We start from the raw sequence: 17,646 nt of genomic DNA, 5'->3' as shown, positions 1-17,646 counted from the left end.
CAAACAACACAGGAGCACTGCAATGAACCACACCAACTATACCGACAACAGCGCCGACTGCCCCGACCACGGCCCCTACGTCGACGACGACTGCCCGAAGTGCTAGTGCGCGTGAACGCACAGGGGTTAGGGGTTAGGGTTTGGGGATTGCGATGCGCAACGAAGCCCTTCACTGCCCTGGAACCTTACACGGTACTATCTTTTTCTTATGTGCAGTTTTCCGCGCGAAGCATAGAAAACACCTTGCTGCCGCAGGCAAAAAGCACGCCGTTGGAATGAGAAACAGCGCAACTGCGTAACTCCTAAAAATACACAAAGCGCGCCGGAGTGGCAAGCCACTCCGGCGCGCTTTGTGTATTTTGCGGGGCGAACTACTCCTGCGTCGAGTTATACTCTTCGAGGTTATCGTTCGACTTGTTGGCAGCGTCGTCGAGTGCGGCCTTCGCATCGGCGGCGGTGCCGCTCATAAATTCTTCCATCGCCGCCTCGATATTCAGGCGGGTTTCCAGGAAGGTGCCAAACACCGCGCCCTGCGTCGGGAAGCTTTCCTCAGTTGCGCGGAGCTGCTCAACCGCCACGTTGAACTGTGGGTACTTCGCCAGCGTGTCCTTCATTTCCTGCACGTCGTAGGCGGCTTTGCGCACCGGGTAGTAGCCCGTGCCCGACGACCATGCAGCCTGCACCTCGGGGTTCGAGGTCCACTTCACGAAGTCCCACGCGCCGGCCTGCTGTTCGGCCGTACCCTGGTCGGTGATCCACAGCGACGCGCCGCCAATGATCACGCCGCCCTTCGCGCCAGTCGGACGCGGCAGGTAGGCCACGCCAACATCAACTTTGCCGCCCTTGGCAGCGTTGTTGATGTAGCCGCGCAGCGCCGCGATACTGTTGAAGGTGATCGACGCCTCGCCGGTGGTGAAGGCAGCATCGCGCACCGAGCCGTTGGTCGTGCCGCTGTCGCGGCCCACATTCATGCCCACGCCCTCATCAACCAGCTGCTTGAGGAAGTTCAGCCAGTTCGCGCCGGCCTCGTTGTTGAACACAACCTTGGTAGCGCGTGTCTCGCGGCCGTTGTTCGGGTCGGCGAACAGCGCGCCCTGCGTGGCCTGCTCCTGCTCGAAGATCCAGCTGTAGAGCGTAAACACCACGCCGCTGCGCTCGACTTTTCCGCTCGCGTCCTTCTTGGTCAGCTTCTTGGCCGCGTCGAGAATTTCGTCGTAGGTCCAAATTTTCTTCTCGGGGTCGAGGCCGACCTCTTTGAAGGCGTTCTTGTCGAAATACATCACCGGCGCGGAGCTGTTGAACGGCATGGAGTACAGCTTGCCGCCGATGGTGTAGTAGCGCGCCACCGCCGGCTCCAGGTCATCCACCAGCTTCAGGCCCTCTTTGTCGATGAAATCCTGCACGGGCAGAATGCGCTTGGTGTCGATCATGCGCTGCGTGCCGATGTCGTAGATCTGCACGACGTTCGGCAGGTCGCCGCCCGCCAGGGTGGTATTGAACTTGGTGATCGTCGCGTCGTAGTCGGGCTGCTGAATAGCATCGACGTAGTACTTGCTCTGCGAGCTGTTGTACTGGTTCACCAGCGTGCGCACGACGTTGCCGTTCACGCCGGTCAGGCCATACCAGAAAGTAATTTTGGTCGAGCCGGCGGGCTGCTCAACTGCTGGCACCGGCGTGATCGTCGGCGCGGGCGGCTTGGTTGCCTCGGGCGCGGCGGCAGCGGTGGGGGCATCGGCAGCCGGGGCAGTGGGTGCTTCGGCGGCGGCAGCGGTTGGCGCTTCCGCAGCAGCGGCGGTTGGCGCTTCGGCCGCAGCGGCAGTTGGTGCTTCAGCGGCGGCTGCTGTTGGCGCTGCCGCACTGCCGGCGGTTGGCGCGGTGGTGCTGGCCGGGCTGCCGCCACAGGCCGCCAGCAGCGCGACCAGCAAACTGGTCATCAGCAGCATGCTGATCGTGCGCAGGGTGTGGGTTCTGTTCACCGTTGGAACTCCTCTCATCCAAAAAACTCACCGAAATAAGACAGCGCGGGCAGACAGACGGCGCACGCGAAAACGCGGCGTCCGCGCTGCCCGCGTCTGGCTCCGCAATTTAGCCCTTCAGCGCGCCAGCCGTCAGGCCGCGCACCAGCTGGCGCTGCCCGAGGATCAGCAGGATCAGGGTTGGCAGCATCACAATAATCGTGCTGGCCATCTGGAGGTTGTAAACCGTCACCTCCGACGAGCGGAAGGCCGTGATGCCGATCTGGGTGGTTCGCCAGGCCGGGTTATCGACGACCAGCAAGGGCCAGTAATATTGGTTCCAGGTATTCAGGAAGGTATAGACCGCCAGCGTCGCCAGCGCCGGGCGCGAAAGCGGCAGCAAAATCGACCACAGGTAGCGCCCGTGGCCGCAGCCGTCGAGCACTGCTGCCTCGTACAGATCGCGCGGGAGCACCAGAAAGTACTGGCGCAGCAGGAAAATACCAAAGCCGCCCGCCAGAAACGGCGCGATCAGGCCCTGGTAGCTATCCTTCCAGCCCAGGCGCGTCACCGTCAGGTAGTTCGGGATGATCGTCGACTCCCACGGGATCATAATCGTGCCGAGGAAAAAGAAGAAAAACAGCGTCTTGCCGGGGAAGTTCATGTTCGTCAGCGCATAGGCCGCCAGCGACGACGTAATGAGCTGGCCCAGCGTCACCGCCAGCGAAACGACAAACGAGTTCACGATCCAGCGCGTCAGCAATGGCTCTGCGCGAAACACATCGGCAAAGGCGGTCCAATCGAGGTTGCTGAAATCGGGCAGCAGGCGCGGCGCAAGGGTTTGGCCCTGCAATGCGAGCGAGAGCGCAAACAAGAGCGGCAGCAGCACCAGCACCGCCACGACAGCCAGCGCAAGGTAGAGCAGCGCGGTTTGCAGCATCTCGGCCGGGCGCATGCGCGGCTCGCCGATCTCGCGCAGTTCCTGTGTGTTTGAAATACTCATTGGTAATGCACCCGCCTATCGAGCAAGCGATACTGAATAAAGGTCAGAATCAGCAGGATCAGGAACAGCACCACCGACATCGCCGACGCGAAGCCGTAGCGATTATCCTTCCAGAACGACGTGAAAATCGCGAACACAAACACATCCGTCGCGCTCGAAGGCCCTTCGTTGCCAATCAGCACATTGAACTGCGTAAAGGCCTGGAAGCTCTGGATGGTGGTGATGAGCACAAGGAAGAGTAGCGTTGGGCTGAGCAGCGGCAGCGTAATATAGCGGAACGACTTCCAGCGGCTCGCGCCATCGATCAGCGCGCTTTCGTAAATATCCTGCGGGATGGCCTGAATGCCCGAAAGCGTCACAATAAAATTGAAGCCTAACGACGTCCAGATCGTTGTAAAGGCAACCGCCAGCAGGGCCGTGCGCGAGTCTTGCAGCAGCGAGCCGGCGTTGATGTTCAGCAGGGTGATCAGCCACTGGGTGGCGCGGGTGGTCGGGCTGTAGATCAGCGACCAGATCACGCTGGCGCTGGCAACCGAGATGGCGATGCTGCTGGTAAAGATAGTTCGGAAAAAGCCGATTCCCCTGACATTCACCGTCGCCAGCAGCGCCAGCGCCAGCGCGCACACAATCCCCAGCGGCACCACCATCAACGCGAACTCAACTGTGATGAGGATGCTGTGCAGGTATTCGGTGCGCCCGCTGCCGTCGAGGTTGAAAATGCGCGTGTAATACTTAACGCCATTGAAGCGCGCGGTATCGCCCTGCGGGTTGGTGACGAAAAAGCTCAGCCAGATCGAGCGCAGAAAGGGAATGTAGGTGAAGGCCAGCAGAAACAGCACGGCGGGCGACATATACAGCAGCGCCCGGCCGAAATCGACCCACTGGTGCTTTGCTCTGGCCGCGCGCGGCGCTGCCTCGGCGGCGCGTGGTGGCTGGCCCACTGGCGACCGCTCGTGCGCACCCGGCTTGCTACTCATTCAGAACCCCCCATTGGTTCAGATAACCCGGGCGCGAGACAGCATTGCTAGCCATGCGTACGCCCAGGCAACAACGATGTTACCCGCGGCCGGTTAAGAGGACGTTTACAGTTTTTGAAGCTTTGTATAAGAGTTTGTACGGTAGCACACCTGCCCGCGCTTTGTCAAACGCGAACGTGTGCTGCGCAAAACATGGGGTGCAGATGAACGCCGACGAACGCTGATAGCTGGATTCCACAATCATCAGTCCAGCCGAAAACATAAATACCTTCAGATGTGCCTTGGGTTAAAAGAAAAGAAGCGGATACGCTCCGCTTCTTTCGTAACATATGCCTGCTAGCGCAGTCGTGTCAGGCCGCCGCAACCTGCGGGTTTCGCTGCGTGGCGCGCATGTGCATCCACACCACCACAATCAGCAGCACTTCGGCCAGCTTTGAAACAATCGAGAGCGGAAGCTGGAAGCGTCCGCCGTTCATCACCACCCACGCCACAATCGTCACGGCGGCGTAGGCCATCAGCGCATAGCTTACCAGGTTGCGCATTTGATCTTTCGAAGAAAGCGTGGCGTAAAACGCGCCAAGCAGCGCCAGGTAGCCCAGGCCATTTGCCAGAAACAGGTAGTTCGGCCGGCCCCGGCTGAGGCCCATGGAAAACAGCCACAGGTGAATAAGCGCCGTCACAATCGTGAATACGCCGATCAGGATTCGCTGCGTCTTGAGGTTCGCCATGGTTTGCTCCTTTCGCATGGGTAAGCACATGCACCCGCATTTCGTGGAACCGCCCCCGCGGCTCTACCCAAGCATACGAAGCATTGCCGATGGATGAATCTTCACTGCCTTCTGCCTGCTGCCAACTGCAAACTGCTATAGAACAGTGAGAGGCCCCGTTGCGCGTCGCAATGCCCAATATCTAAACCCCACTCCCTAACCCCCTGCGTGTTCACGCGCGCTGGTTCGCGCTGGCCTGAAGCGCCGCCTGCACCTGCGCCAGGTGCGCCTCGGCATGGCCCACCACCATGCTTTCGATCAGCTCGGCCACGGTGAGCGCGCCCCGCGTGGAATGCACACCAGTTTTGCCGCGGTCGGCCTCGCTCATGCCCGCAATCTGTTCGGACGCCGCATCAACCACCTGCTTTAGCTCGCCCAGCAGCTCCGAAGCATTGCGCGTGCTGCCGAGCGCCACGCCAGCCAGCCGTTCCGGCGCGTCGGGGGTGCGCCCAAACTGCGGTGGCTCGCCGCTGGCAGCGATCAGCAACTGGCACTTGTCCAGCCAGTACGGAATCATTTCAACCGTATGCCCAACGATTTCCAGCGCCGACCATTCCTGCTCGCCGGGAGCGGTGCGCAGCCGCGCGGCCACGTCGGGGCGCTGCAACAGCGCGCTGAGCTGCTCGTACACCGCTTCCAGCCGGCGCGCCTGCGCTGCGCGTGATTGTGCGGTAGAATCTGTGGGCATAACAAAACTCCTTCGTTTGAAACGAACAATAGCCCAGCGAGTTCAAGAAGATACTCGCCGGGCTATTGTAAACCGAGATCGGCGTACACTCAACGGTTACGCGGCTTCGCTCGTTGTGAGGCGGGTTCCGCGCAGCCGCAGCGAGTTGCTCACCACAAACACCGAGCTAAACGCCATCGCACCAGCGGCAATGATTGGGCTGAGCTGAATGCCAAAGAAGGGGTAGAGCAGCCCGGCCGCAACGGGAATGCCGATCACGTTGTAGATAAACGCCCAGAACAGGTTCCAGCGAATCGTCGTGAGCGTGCGCTTGCTCAGCTCGATTGCCTGCGCGATGCTGCGCAGGTCGCCGCGCATCAGCGTGATGTCGGCGGCCTCAATGGCCACGTCGGTGCCAGTGCCGATTGCAATGCCAACATCGGCCTGCGCCAGCGCCGGCGCGTCGTTGATGCCATCGCCGACCATTGCAACGACGGGCTGCGCTGAATTCTTCGCCGACGTGGGCGAATGCCTCGCCCCTCCCTGGATGCGCTGCACTTCGGCGGCTTTGTCGGCGGGCAGCACATCGGCCACCACGCGATCCACGCCAACCTCGCGGCCAATCGCCTCGGCGGTGCGGGCATTGTCGCCCGTCAGCATCACCACCTCGATGCCGCGCTCGCGCAGCGCCGCCACTGCCCCGGCCGACGAGGGCTTCACGGTGTCGGCCACGGCGATCACGCCCAGCGCTGCGCCATCCGCCGCCAGCGCCATAGCCGTCTTGCCCTCGCCTTGCAGGCGCGCAACCTCGTTGGCAATGCCGCTCGTGTCGACGCTCCAGTCGGCCAGCAGCGCCAGGTTGCCCAGCAGCACCGCGCGCCCATCGACCACTGCCGTGATGCCGCGCCCCGGCGTCGCCTGAAATGACTCGGGCTGCGCCAGCGCCAGGCCGCGCTCTTCGGCGGCGCGCACAATCGCCGCGCCAAGCGGGTGCTCACTGCCCTTCTCTGCACTTGCGGCAAGCCGCAAGAGTGTTGAGTGTTGAGTGTTGAGTGTGGAGTTATTTCCGTCGCCTTCTCCGAAAGCATCGCTGTCACGAGACAACGCTGAAATTTCGGTGCCGGAACTCAGCACTAAGAATTGAGAACTCAAAACTATGTCCGTCACCACCGGCTTCCCCTGCGTGATCGTGCCGGTTTTGTCGAGCACGACCGTGGTGATTGCGGCAGCGCGCTCCAGGCTTTCAGCGTTCTTGATCAGGATGCCGTGCGCCGCGCCCGTGCCAGTTCCCACCATAATGGCTGTTGGCGTTGCAAGGCCCAGCGCGCACGGGCAGGCAATCACCAGCACCGCGACCGCGAAGATCAGCGACTGCGTGAAGCCCACACCGCCAATGAAATACCAGCCCAGGAAGGTCAGCAGCGCGATGCCGATCACGGCCGGCACAAACACCGACGCCACTTGGTCAACCAGGCGCTGCACCGGGGCGCGGCTGCCCTGCGCCTGCTGCACCAGCGCAATAATCTGCGCCAGCGCCGTTTCCTTGCCCACGCGTGTTGCGCGCATCTGGAAGCTGCCGGTGGTGTTGAGCGTCGCGCCAATCACGGCATCGCCTACGTTCTTCTCAACCGGCAGGCTTTCGCCGGTGATCATGCTTTCGTCGAGGCTGGAATGCCCGCCGACCAGCACACCATCGACCGGCACTTTCTCACCCGGCCGCACCACCACCACATCGCCCTTGCGCAATTCGGCCACCGGGAGGTCGACCTCGGTGCCACCGCGCAGCACGCGTGCGGTCTTGGGCTGCAGGCCGATCAGCGCCTTGATGGCAGCGCCGGTCTGGCTTTTTGCGCGCGCTTCAAGGTACTTGCCCACCAGAATGAGCGTAATGATCAGCGCAGCCGTTTCGAAGTAGACGTGGCCGGCCATGCCCAAGGCCAGCAGCGCGACGCTGTAGAAATAGGCCGCCGACGAGCCCATGGCGATCAGGGTGTCCATATTGGCGGTGCGCGCCTTGAGCGCCTTCCAGGCATGGACGTAATAATCCCAGCCGCTGTAGAACTGCACTGGCGTCGCCAGGGCGAAGAACAGCCAGTTCAGCAGGTCGGCGCGGGCGGGGTAGTGCATCAGCATTGTGCCGCCGTGGCCCATGGCGTCTTCGTTCGCGGCCCAGAAGGCGGTGAGCCAGGGCTGAATGAAGCCGAAGTCTCGCGCCATCGAAAGCACGAACAGCGGCACGCCCAGCGCCACGCCGACGATCAGCTTGCGCCGCTTGTCGGCCAGCTCGCGGGCGCGGGCGGCAGCTTCGACATCCTCGGCGTCGTCTGCGCCAGCTGGGGTTTCGATCACGCCATAGCCGGCATTCTCGATGGCGGCCTTGAGTTCGGGCCAGCCGGCCGCCGTGGGCAGGTAGCTCACGCTGGCCTGCTCGCTGGCGAGGTTCACGCTGGCGTCGAGCACGCCCGGCACCTTGCGCAGCGCCTTTTCCACGCGGTTCACGCACGAGGCGCAGGTCATTCCGGTGACGGGAATATCGATCTGGTCGGTGATGGTGCCGTAGCCAGCGTTCTCAACCGCCTGCAGCAGCGCGCCTGGCGCGGCCTGCGCCGGGTCGAAGCTCACGCTGGCCTGGTCGGTCGAAAGGTTCACGCTGGCCTCGGCCACACCGGGAACTTTCTTTAAGGCTTTCTCAACCCGGTTCACGCACGACGCGCAGGTCATGCCGGTGACGGGGAGAGTGATTTGTTGTGTTGCCATTGCTTGTTCCACTGATTTGGGTTTTGAGTGCTGAATTAGCTCAACGCAGCACTCAAAACTCAACACTCAAACCTAGACCTGCGCGACTTCGTCGTAGCCCGCCTCGTTGATCGCCGCCACAATCGTGCCGGTGCTGACCTCGGGGGCATGCTCCACTGTCACCAGCTTGCTGTCCAGCGCGACATTGACCTTCTGCACGCCCGGCACCGCCGAGACTTCTTTGGTGATGGCGTTGACGCAGTGCTGGCATGAAATGCCGGGGACCTGGAAGCGTTCGGTTGTCATGGTCGTTCTCCTTTTATTTTCGCCACCCCCTCCCAGGGGGGATGGGAAAACTATACCACCAGCACGGCCCTCTGTCAATCATTCTCAAGAAGGAGGGCAGGGCATTTCAAAGTTCAAAAATTTATCCACAGATTACGCAGATTACGCAGATTAGTATTCTGGAAAATACGTTATTTCATACAACGGGCAAGCTTCCTGGAGGCTGAGTACAGGGAAATTTATTTTCCAGAATATTAGGGATCTCATATCTGTGTCATCTGCGTAATCTGTGGATCGATCTCGTTCTTATTCCAAAGTTGACATAGGTTTGGGGCGGAGATCGGACGCATCGCCGTCTTCCAGCACCGCGCGAATGCGCCGCACACCCGCGCTGGCCGCGCCTTCCTTGACGATGCGGAAATGCCCCAGCTCGCCAGTATGCGCGACATGCGGGCCGCCACAGATTTCCTTGCTGAAATCGCCAATGCTGTAGACATTCACGCGCTCGCCGTAGCGCTCGCCAAACAGCCCAATCGCGCCAGAAGCCCGCGCCGCGTCGACATTCATTTCCTGCGCAGCCACCGGCAGGTCGCGCGCGATCTGCGCGTTGACCAGCGCCTCGACCTCGGCAAGCTGCGTGTCGCTCATGCGCTCGCCATGCGCAAAATCAAAGCGCAGCCGCTCGGCAGTGATGTTGCTGCCGCGCTGCTCGACATGCGGGCCAAGCACCGAGCGCAGCGCGGCCTGCAGCAAGTGCGTGGCGGTGTGCAGGCGCGTGGTTTCGGGCCGGCGCTCGGCCAGGCCGCCACGGAAGCGCGCTGCCCCACCCTGGCGCGAGCGCTCCTGGTGCGCGGCAAAGGCTTCGGCAAAGCCCGCCGCATCGACCGTGATGCCCTCCCGCGCAGCCAATTCTTCGGTCAGTTCCAGCGGGAAGCCAAAGGTTTCGTACAGGCGAAACGCCGCCGGGCCAGAAAGCGCGCCCGCGCTCCCTTCTAGCGCCCGCTGCAATTCGGCCTCGCCACGGGCAAGCGTGCGCCCAAAGCGCGCTTCTTCTTCGTCCAGCGCGGCGCAGATCGACTCGCGGGCTTGCACCAGCGCGGGGTAAGCACCCGCCAGCGTGTCGATCGCGACGTTCGCCAGCCCGCTCAGGAACGGCCCTTCGATGCCGAGCTCGCGGCCATAGCGCGCCGCGCGGCGGATCAGGCGGCGCGCTACGTAGCCCTGATCGACATTGCCGGGGCGAATGCCCGCCGCCAGCACGCCCACTGCCGCCCGCGTGTGATCGGCGACCACGCGCATGGCGAAGGTATCGTTGCGGGTTGCGAGGGCCTGAATTTTCTCCATGATCGGCGCGAACAGCTCGGTTTCGTAGATCGAGCGCGCGCCCTGCACAATCGGCAGCAGCCGCTCCAGGCCCATGCCCAGATCGATGTTGCGCTGCGCCAGCGGGCGGTAGCTGCCGTCGGCCAGCTTGTCGTACTGCATAAACACGTTGTTGCCAACCTCCCAGAAGCGCGCCGGGTCGCTCACGGGCGTTTCGCCGGGCGGGCCGTCGGGCGCGATATCGTAGAACATCTCGGAGTCGGGGCCGCACGGCCCGGTTGTGCCCGCCGGCCCCCACCAGTTTTCGCTCTTGGGCAGGAACAGAATGCGCTCGTCGGGGATGCCCAGCGCGCGCCAGACCTCGGCGGCCTCGTCGTCGCGCGGCGCGTCGGCATCGCCCGCAAAACACGTCACATACAGGCGCGCGGGGTCAAGGCTAAGCCGCTCGGTCAGGAAGCTGTAGCTCTGGCGGATGGCGGTTTCCTTGCCATAGTCGCCCAGCGACCAGTTGCCCAGCATCTCGAAAAAGGTCAGGTGGTGCGCGTCGCCGACTTCCAGGATGTCGTTGGTGCGCAGGCAGGGCTGGACGTTCGCCAGGCGGCGGCCGGCCGGGTGCGGTTCGCCCAGCAGGTACGGAACCAGCGGGTGCATGCCCGCCGTGGTGAACAGCACGCTCGGGTCGTTTTCCGGCACCAGCGGCGCCGCGCCAATGATCGCGTGGCCGTGGGCGCGCAGGTGATCGAGAAATATGCCGCGCAGTTCGTTCGCATTCATGGGCTTCCTCCTTATTTTCGCCAACAAAAAACGCCCTTGAGCCAAATGCTCAAGGACGGAAAAACCGCGGTACCACCTTGCTTGGGGCGCGTGCCCCCACTCTGCCGCCACGGCGCACGCTGGTGCGCGAGGGCGCGTCCCGGTTACGGGGGACTTATCCGGCCAGCCTCCCTACCGGGAGTTGGGGGTTGGGTGGTAGGGATTGGTACGTCATTACCAAACTCTAGCGCCCAATTGCCATCTCTCAGGTTCTCGGCGGCAACTCGGGTGTGGCTTCGGCGCTGGCCTACTGGTCGAGCTTCCACTCTCCTCGACTCGCTGGGTTCCCGGCTGGGCGCGTACTCTTCACCGTCGGCGTTGTTGTGTCTTCACTTGTGGCGTCACTCTACCACAGCGCCCTGCCAATTGTCAATACGACAACAGAACCACGAAGACACGAAGACACGAAGGTTTATGAATTTCAGAGTCCTTCGTGTCTTCGTGCCTTCGTGGTAAATCCGTAGCCCCTGACTCCTGCTCGTTACTCGTAGCGCAGCGCGACGATTGGGCGCAGGCGCGAGGCGCGCAGGGCTGGGAAGAAGCCAAAGAACAGCCCGACCGCGACCGTGACACTGGTGGCGAGGATCAGCGCGCCGGCCGAGACAACAGCGCGCGCGCCCTGCATCTGCAGCACGCCCACCAGCAGGAAGGTGCCCGCGCCCGAAAGCAGGTAACCAAAGGCAATGCCAATCGCACCGCCGACCAGGCACAGCACAATCGCCTCGATCAGGAACTGCAGCAGGATGTCGCGGCCGCGCGCGCCCACGGCTTTGCGCAGGCCAATTTCGCGCGTACGCTGCGTCACGCTCACCAGCATGATGTTCATGATGCCAATGCCGCCCACCAAGAGCGAGATGCCGCCAATCACACCCAAGAAGACCTTGAAGCCGGTCAGAATGCCACGAAACTGCTGCATCAGCTCTTCCGAGCTTGCGACCACGAAATCGTTGCTCTGGTAGGTCAGGCGATGGCGCTCGCGCAGCACCGCCGTCACCTGGCGCAAGGCCGCCTCCGACTGGTCGCGGTCGCGCACTTTGACGGTGAGCTGCGACACATCCACGCGCGCGTCGAGCTGGTTGCGGAACAGGCGGTTGCGCGCGGCGTTGTAGGGCACGTATACCAGCTCGGCCGGGTTCTGCTGCGTGGCCTGGTTGGGCTTGGTGAACAGCACGCCCACAACCTCGAAGCCCACGCCACCAATCGTGATGCGCTGGCCGGGCGCGCTTTCGGGCGCGCCAAACAGATCTTGCGCCACGGTCTTGCCGATCACGGCCACGCGCGCGCCGCTCGACTCCTCGGCGTCGCTGTAGTAGCGCCCCGGCCCAAGCACATTCTCGCTGATCGTGAAATAGTTGGGCGTCACGCCAAGCACCTGGTAGTCGAAGCGGTCGCGCCCGGCGTCGACAATTGCGCGGCTGTCGTACTCCTTCACCACGGTTTCGACCAGCGGGGCTGCGCCGCCCTGCATCAGCGCGTCGGCGTCGGCGGCGGTGAGCTGCGGAACAAGCTGCTCGTCGCTCGCGGCCGGGTCGATCTGCGGCGAGATTGTCAGCCGGCCCACGCCGAGCTTGCCAAACTCGCTTTCCACAAAGTTCGAGTAGCCGTTGCCAATTGCCAGCATGCCGATCACCGTGCCGACGCCAATGATGATGCCGAGCATGGTCAGCAGCGCCCGCACTTTATTGATCATGAGCGCGCCCCAGGCCACGCGCAGCGCTTCGAGAATATTCATAGCAACCTCAACAAGTGCTCAGTGTTGAGTTCTGAATTTTGAGTTGTTCCAAGCTCAACTCAAAATTCAAAACTGAGAACTCAAAACTTACTCCGAGCGCAGCGCAACAATCGGGCTGAGCCGCGCAGCTGCGAGCGCCGGGAAGAAGCCAAACGCGATGCCGATCAGCGAAGACACCACGGTCGCCAGCATGATCGCGCCGAGGGTGACGGTGGCGCGCGCGCCTTCGGCCTGAAACACATTCAGCAGCACGAAGGTGCCGCCCTGCGCGAACAGAAAGCCCAGCGCGATGCCGAACGCGCCGCCGACAAGGCAGAGCACAATCGCCTCGATCAGGAACTGGAACATGATGTCGCGGCGGCGCGCGCCGACGGCCTTGCGCAGGCCAATCTCGCGGGTGCGCTCGGCTACGCTCACCAGCATGATGTTCATGATGCCGATGCCGCCCACCAAGAGCGAGATGCCCGCCACCAGCCCGAGAAAGGCGTTGAAGCCGGTAATGATGCCATTCACCTGGTCGGCGATCTGCTGCGGGTTGAGCACGGTGAAGTCGTTGTTCTGGTAGCTCAGGCGATGGCGGGCGCGCAAGGCTTCGGTCACCTGGCGAATAGCCGGGTCGATCTGGTCGCGGTCGCGCGCCTTGATCACCAGGAAGTCGACATCGACTTTGGCCGAAACCTCGTTGCGGAACAGGCGGTCGCGGGCGGTGCTGTAAGGCACATAGATCGCCTGCCCGGGGTCGCCGCCAATGCCAATGCCGCGCTTGGTGTTGAGCACGCCCACTACCTCGAAGCCCACACCATTGATGGTGATGCGCTGGCCGACCGCGTCGGCGGACTCGCCAAACAGCTTTTTGGCAACTTCGCCGCCCAGCACGGTCACGCGCACGCTGCCGCGCTCTTCGTCGGCAGTGTAGAAGCGCCCGCCGCCCAGTTTCTGCGGCAGAATGACGAAGATGTTGGGCGTGGCTCCGCTGACTGAGTAGGTATATTGCCGTCCTCCTGCGCTCACCTGCGCGGAGCGGCCGATCTGCGCGGCCACGCCCGTGGCGGCCGGCACCGCGCCGGGCTGCATCAGCGCGTCGGCGTCGGCGGCGGTGAGCTGCGGGGCCTGCTGCGCGCTGACTTTACGGTCGGTCGAGCCGGCAAAGACATAGAACGAGCCAATGCCAAGCTGGTCGAACTGGCTGTCGAGGTACTGGTGGAAGCCATTGCCCAGCGCCAGCATGCCAATCACCGCCGCCACGCCAATGATGATGCCAAGCATTGTCAGCAGCGAGCGCATTTTATTGGTTCGCAGCGCAATCAGCGCCACGCGGATCGACTCAAACAGATTCACAACGCACCTCGGCCCGTTTGAAGAGACCAATGAACCACCAAGACACGAAGACACCAAGGTTTGAATTTATATAAATCGTCAAACTATGAATCATTTCTTAGTGCCTTGGTGCCTTGGTGGTAAAGTTCCAAACACTTCTCAGGCTGCAATCAGCTCGGGCGCTGGCAGCACAATTTCCAGTGGCTCGGTCACCATTTCGTCGCTCGCAACCACGCCATCGCGCACGCTAATCACCCGGCGGGCGTGGCGCGCAACCTCGGGGTCGTGCGTCACCAGAATGACGGTGATGCCCTGCTCGCGGTTGAGCTGCTGGAAGATGCCCATGATTTCTTCGCCAGTGCGCGTGTCGAGCGCGCCGGTTGGCTCGTCGGCCATGATGATGCGCGGCGAGTTGACGAGCGCGCGGGCAATTGCGACGCGCTGCTGCTGGCCGCCGGAAAGCTCGTTCGGCTTGTGGTGCATGCGCGTGCCCATCCCCACCGCCCGCAGCGCCGACTCGGCCGCCGCGCGCCGGTCGCCCTTGCCGCCATAGAGCATGGGCAGCTCGACATTGCGCAGCGCCGAGGTGCGCTGGAGCAGCATGTACTGCTGGAACACAAAGCCGATCTTCTGGTTGCGAATCGCCGCCAGCTGGTTGTCGCTCAGCTCGCCCACGTCCACGCCGTCGAGCAGATACTCGCCGGTGGAAGGCTGGTCGAGGCAGCCGATGATGTTCATCAGGGTGCTCTTGCCGCTGCCCGACGGCCCCATAATTGCGACCATCTCGCCTTCCTGAATGGTGATTGAAACGCCGCGCAGCGCCTGAACTTCGACATCGCCCATCTGGTACGATTTGGTGAGATCGCGAACTTCGATCAGGGTAGTCATATCTATCTCCCGGGTTGGCAGTCTGCAGTTGGCAGCAGGCAGGAATATCGAGCGCACTGCAAACTGCCGACTGCCAACTGCTCGCTGATTACTGCGGCTGGTTCGGGTTGAAGGTGCTGACGACATCTTTCAGATACACTTGCTCGCCGGCCTTCAGGCCATCGACGACCTCAACCGACTCGCTGTTGCTCAGGCCGATCGTGACCGGGCGGCGCGTGCTGGCGGGCGTCTGGGTTTGCAGGTCGGGCTGGCCGGCGGCGGGGATGAGCACAAAGCTCTGCCCGTTTTCCGACTGCACGGCGCGGCGCGGCACCAGCACCACGCCATCCTTGCGCTGCGTGACGATCTGCACCGCTGCCGTCATGCCCGGGCGAATGGCCGCGTCGGCCGAGGTGATCGCAACCGTCACTTCGTAGGTGTTGGTGCCTTTGTCGCTCTTGGTGGCCAGCGGGTTGATGTTCGTAACCGTGCCGGCAATGTCTTTGCCGGGCAGCGCGTCGAGCACAATCGTCACCGCCTGATCGCGCTGCACCTGCGCCACATCCAGCTCGTCAACCGGCACGGTGATGTGGAAGCTGCTCAGGTCGGCAATCGCGATCACGCCATTCTGGCCGGCCTGCTCACCGACGTGCAGGTCGACACTGGCGATGGTGGCGGCAAATGGCGCGGCCATGGTCGCCTGGGCGAGGTCGCGCTGGGCTTGCTTGAGCGCGGCTTCGGCGCGGGCCACGCCAGCCTCGGCGCGGGCCAGATCGCTGGCGTTCGGGTCGGCGCTGAGCTTGTCGAGCTGGGCCTGGGCGATTTCCACGCCCGCCTGGGCTGCCGCGACGCTGCCGGCATGGTTGCCGCCCGTCAGCTTGGCCAGGTCGGCGCGGGCGCTTTCGACATCGGCACGCGCCCCGACAAGGTCGGCGCCGGTGCTGTTCTGCGCGCGCTGCAGGTCGGCTTCGCGCGCCTGCAAGGTCACAAGCTCATTCTTTTTGGCGTCTTCGTAGGCAAGCTGCGCCTTGGTCAGCGCGTCACCCGCATCCTGCACGTCGCGCAGGGCAGCGGCTTCGCGGTCTTTGTCTTCCTGCGGCAGCTCCTGATTGAACTTCGCAAGCTGGTCGGCCAGCTTCTTGTTGTTCCAGTAGATCGTCGAGTAGGCGTCCTGCTTGTTGCGCAAATCGTTGGCGGCCGTTTCCATGTCGAGGCGGGCGCGCTCTTTCGCGCCGGCCAGGTCGGTGCGCGCCTGCGCAAGGGCAGACTGCGCGGCCATCACGTCGGCGTCGCCATTGGCGGAGCTGCCGCTTTGCAGGCGGGCCAGGCGATCTTCGGCCTTCTGGAGCCGCGCCCGCGCCGCCGCGATGTCGGCGGACGACACCTCGGAGCGGGCTTGCTGGGCCTGCGCCTGCGCCTGGGTCACGCGCGCCTGCGCCTCAGCGACCTCTTGCGGCGTGGCCTGTGTGCGCAGCTTGTCGGCGTCGGCCTGGGCTTGTTTCAGATCAGCGGCGGCCTGATCGGCCTTGAGCTGGAGATCGGTGCCGTCCAGGCGCGCCAGCGGCTGGCCGGCCGCGACTTTGTCGCCGGGCTTGACCAGAATTTCGGTGACGGTGCCGTCGTTGGCGAAGCGCAGGTCGGCGCGGGCCTGCGGCTCGACGCTGCCCGTCGCGTTCACGGCGGCGCTGATCGCGCCCGCAGTGGCGGGCACCGTCGTCCAGCCATCCAGCGCGGCGGTGGTGGCGGCGCTCGACGCGCGGCTCATTGCCCACGCCCCGGCGGCCACCGCTACAATCAGCACGCCAGCAAGAATAATCCATTTGCGCCCAATGCGCATTCGTTTTCGTGGTGTCGCAATCGTTGCCATCGCAGCACGCTCCTTGAAACAGGGTTTATTTCGTTCACTGGGAGAAGTATCGTTTAAGATACGAATTTACCCAACCGACAGTTGCAGGAAATACATCTATGCAGTTCTGCATTGCGATAATCATTCTTTGGGTGGAGATCACTCCATCTAAAGACTGAGATGGTGCACCAAGCACATCTGATAAGCCTTGTTTACACGTTTCCGCACGACCCATCGACTATCACATTGTTCATCTAAAAATATTTTTAGTCTGACCTAAAATATTCTTTGATTATAGTAAGAAATATCACACAGCGGCTCAGTCCTAAGACCGATGATCATTGTACGATTAGCAATAAGCGTGTGGCTTCTGGCGGCGCGCGCCTTGCAGAAAGGCACACCAGGCAGCCTGCCCGCAGTATTCTGCTTGCCTGACAGGGGAGAATACGCCATGCTCTGGTCGTTTCAGGGGCGCGCACTGCAGCGGCGCGTCCGTATTGGCGATGTCGAACTTGCCTACGAAGTGCTTGGGCAGGGGCCGCCGCTGCTGCTCATCCACGGCCTTTCGGGCTCGGGGCGCTGGTGGGCGCGCAATGTCGGGGCGCTGGCGCAGCACTTCCGCGTGTATGTGATCGACCTGGTGGGCTTTGGCGCCAGCCGTGGCAGGCAGGCCTTCGTGCTGCCCGACGCGGCGATGTATCTTGCACGGTGGATGCAGGCCAGCGCCATGGAGCCGGCTGTAGTTGTCGGGCACTCCATGGGCGGGCATATCGCCGCCGAGCTGGCCGCCGACTACCCCGAGCTGGTGGAACGGCTGGTGCTGGTCGATCCTGCGGTGCTGCCCATTCCGCCCAGCTACGCCCGCAACATCCTGAATATGCTGCGCGAAGCCCGCCAGATGCGCTTTGACTTCGTGCCGGTGCTGGTGGGCGATGCTCTGCGCGCCGGCATGATCACGCTGTGGAAGGCGGCCAACGAGCTGCTCAGCACCGACCTGCGGCCGAAGCTTGGGCGTATCCGCGCGCCCACGCTGGTGGTGTGGGGCGAGAACGACGCGCTGCTGCCACTGGTGCTGGGCCGCCAGATCAGCCAGCACCTGCGTTTCGACGAGCTGGTGATTATGCAGCGGGCCGGCCACAACCCCATGTGGGATTGCCCGCGCGCATTCAATCAGGTGGTGCTTGAATTTCTTCGCGGCAGCTCACCCGGCGGCGAGCGGCGGGTCGATTGCGGCACGGCAAACCCGGCGCTATAGCATAATCACTTCGTCTCCGTGCACACGGCCATGTCAATGTCCCAAAATTTATCCACAGATTACGCAGATTACACAGATATGAGGTCTATAATCTGCGTAATCT

Annotated in this window: 13 protein-coding genes; 1 reads left to right on the top strand and 12 read right to left on the bottom strand. The window is 62.9% G+C overall.

Annotated elements, in window-relative coordinates:
* Positions 1–371: 371 nt before the first annotated feature.
* The 12 genes from M1P90_RS03935 to M1P90_RS03880 form a co-directional block, all read right to left on the bottom strand.
* Positions 372–1,976: an ABC transporter substrate-binding protein gene (locus M1P90_RS03935; protein ID WP_483701348.1), complete on the bottom strand. Its 1,605-nt coding sequence runs from the start codon at positions 1,974–1,976 to the stop codon at positions 372–374.
* 109 nt (positions 1,977–2,085) lie between these two features.
* Entirely contained in the window at positions 2,086–2,958 is an 873-nt protein-coding gene (locus M1P90_RS03930; protein ID WP_483701347.1) for a carbohydrate ABC transporter permease, read from the bottom strand.
* Positions 2,955–3,935 carry a carbohydrate ABC transporter permease gene (locus tag M1P90_RS03925; protein WP_483701346.1) on the bottom strand — a complete coding sequence of 327 codons (981 nt, stop codon included), beginning with the start codon at positions 3,933–3,935 and terminating at the stop codon, positions 2,955–2,957. The genes M1P90_RS03930 and M1P90_RS03925 overlap by 4 nt, the downstream gene beginning before the upstream one ends.
* 350 nt (positions 3,936–4,285) lie before the next feature.
* Positions 4,286–4,663 (bottom strand): DUF7475 family protein, encoded by a 378-nt coding sequence (locus tag M1P90_RS03920; RefSeq protein ID WP_483701345.1) that lies wholly within the window; start codon positions 4,661–4,663, stop codon positions 4,286–4,288.
* A 211-nt stretch (positions 4,664–4,874) separates the two neighbouring features.
* On the bottom strand, positions 4,875–5,390 hold the full coding sequence (locus M1P90_RS03915; RefSeq protein ID WP_483701344.1) for a DinB family protein: 516 nt from the start codon (positions 5,388–5,390) through the stop codon (positions 4,875–4,877).
* Positions 5,391–5,486: 96 nt separating this feature from the next.
* Positions 5,487–8,126, bottom strand: coding sequence for a heavy metal translocating P-type ATPase (locus M1P90_RS03910; RefSeq protein ID WP_483701343.1), 2,640 nt, complete (start codon positions 8,124–8,126; stop codon positions 5,487–5,489).
* Positions 8,127–8,198: 72 nt separating this feature from the next.
* Positions 8,199–8,411 (bottom strand): heavy-metal-associated domain-containing protein, encoded by a 213-nt coding sequence (locus M1P90_RS03905; RefSeq protein WP_483701342.1) that lies wholly within the window; start codon positions 8,409–8,411, stop codon positions 8,199–8,201.
* Positions 8,412–8,696: 285 nt separating this feature from the next.
* Positions 8,697–10,487: an alanine--tRNA ligase gene (locus tag M1P90_RS03900; RefSeq protein WP_483701341.1), complete on the bottom strand. Its 1,791-nt coding sequence runs from the start codon at positions 10,485–10,487 to the stop codon at positions 8,697–8,699.
* A 520-nt stretch (positions 10,488–11,007) separates the two neighbouring features.
* Positions 11,008–12,258 carry an ABC transporter permease gene (locus M1P90_RS03895; RefSeq protein WP_483701340.1) on the bottom strand — a complete coding sequence of 417 codons (1,251 nt, stop codon included), beginning with the start codon at positions 12,256–12,258 and terminating at the stop codon, positions 11,008–11,010.
* 87 nt (positions 12,259–12,345) lie between these two features.
* Positions 12,346–13,596, bottom strand: a complete 1,251-nt coding sequence (locus M1P90_RS03890; protein WP_483701339.1) for an ABC transporter permease — start codon at positions 13,594–13,596, stop codon at positions 12,346–12,348.
* A 138-nt stretch (positions 13,597–13,734) separates the two neighbouring features.
* A complete protein-coding gene (locus tag M1P90_RS03885) occupies positions 13,735–14,463 on the bottom strand; it encodes an ABC transporter ATP-binding protein (protein WP_483701338.1) in 729 nt (242 codons plus the stop codon).
* A gap of 88 nt (positions 14,464–14,551) precedes the next feature.
* On the bottom strand, positions 14,552–16,309 hold the full coding sequence (locus M1P90_RS03880) for an efflux RND transporter periplasmic adaptor subunit (protein WP_483701337.1): 1,758 nt from the start codon (positions 16,307–16,309) through the stop codon (positions 14,552–14,554).
* A 430-nt stretch (positions 16,310–16,739) separates the two neighbouring features.
* Between M1P90_RS03880 and M1P90_RS03875 the strand changes: the two genes are divergently transcribed.
* On the top strand, positions 16,740–17,543 hold the full coding sequence (locus M1P90_RS03875) for an alpha/beta fold hydrolase (protein ID WP_483701336.1): 804 nt from the start codon (positions 16,740–16,742) through the stop codon (positions 17,541–17,543).
* Positions 17,544–17,646: the final 103 nt, after the last annotated feature.

The sequence above is a fragment of the Kouleothrix sp. 19917 genome, assembly GCF_057073505.1.
The sequence above is the reverse complement of the archived record's forward strand: the minus strand, read 5'-3'. Positions and strand labels throughout refer to the sequence as shown.

Bases quoted from the DNA above. Each gene is read 5' to 3' on its own strand.
- M1P90_RS03880 (WP_483701337.1), bottom strand. From the start codon at position 16,309: ATGGCAACGATTGCGACACCACGAAAACGAATGCGCATTGGGCGCAAA.
- M1P90_RS03910 (WP_483701343.1), bottom strand. From the start codon at position 8,126: ATGGCAACACAACAAATCACTCTCCCCGTCACCGGCATGACCTGCGCG.
- M1P90_RS03930 (WP_483701347.1), bottom strand. From the start codon at position 2,958: ATGAGTATTTCAAACACACAGGAACTGCGCGAGATCGGCGAGCCGCGC.
- M1P90_RS03900 (WP_483701341.1), bottom strand. From the start codon at position 10,487: ATGAATGCGAACGAACTGCGCGGCATATTTCTCGATCACCTGCGCGCC.
- M1P90_RS03920 (WP_483701345.1), bottom strand. From the start codon at position 4,663: ATGGCGAACCTCAAGACGCAGCGAATCCTGATCGGCGTATTCACGATT.
- M1P90_RS03905 (WP_483701342.1), bottom strand. From the start codon at position 8,411: ATGACAACCGAACGCTTCCAGGTCCCCGGCATTTCATGCCAGCACTGC.
- M1P90_RS03895 (WP_483701340.1), bottom strand. From the start codon at position 12,258: ATGAATATTCTCGAAGCGCTGCGCGTGGCCTGGGGCGCGCTCATGATC.
- M1P90_RS03925 (WP_483701346.1), bottom strand. From the start codon at position 3,935: ATGAGTAGCAAGCCGGGTGCGCACGAGCGGTCGCCAGTGGGCCAGCCA.
- M1P90_RS03885 (WP_483701338.1), bottom strand. From the start codon at position 14,463: ATGACTACCCTGATCGAAGTTCGCGATCTCACCAAATCGTACCAGATG.
- M1P90_RS03915 (WP_483701344.1), bottom strand. From the start codon at position 5,390: ATGCCCACAGATTCTACCGCACAATCACGCGCAGCGCAGGCGCGCCGG.
- M1P90_RS03875 (WP_483701336.1), top strand. From the start codon at position 16,740: ATGCTCTGGTCGTTTCAGGGGCGCGCACTGCAGCGGCGCGTCCGTATT.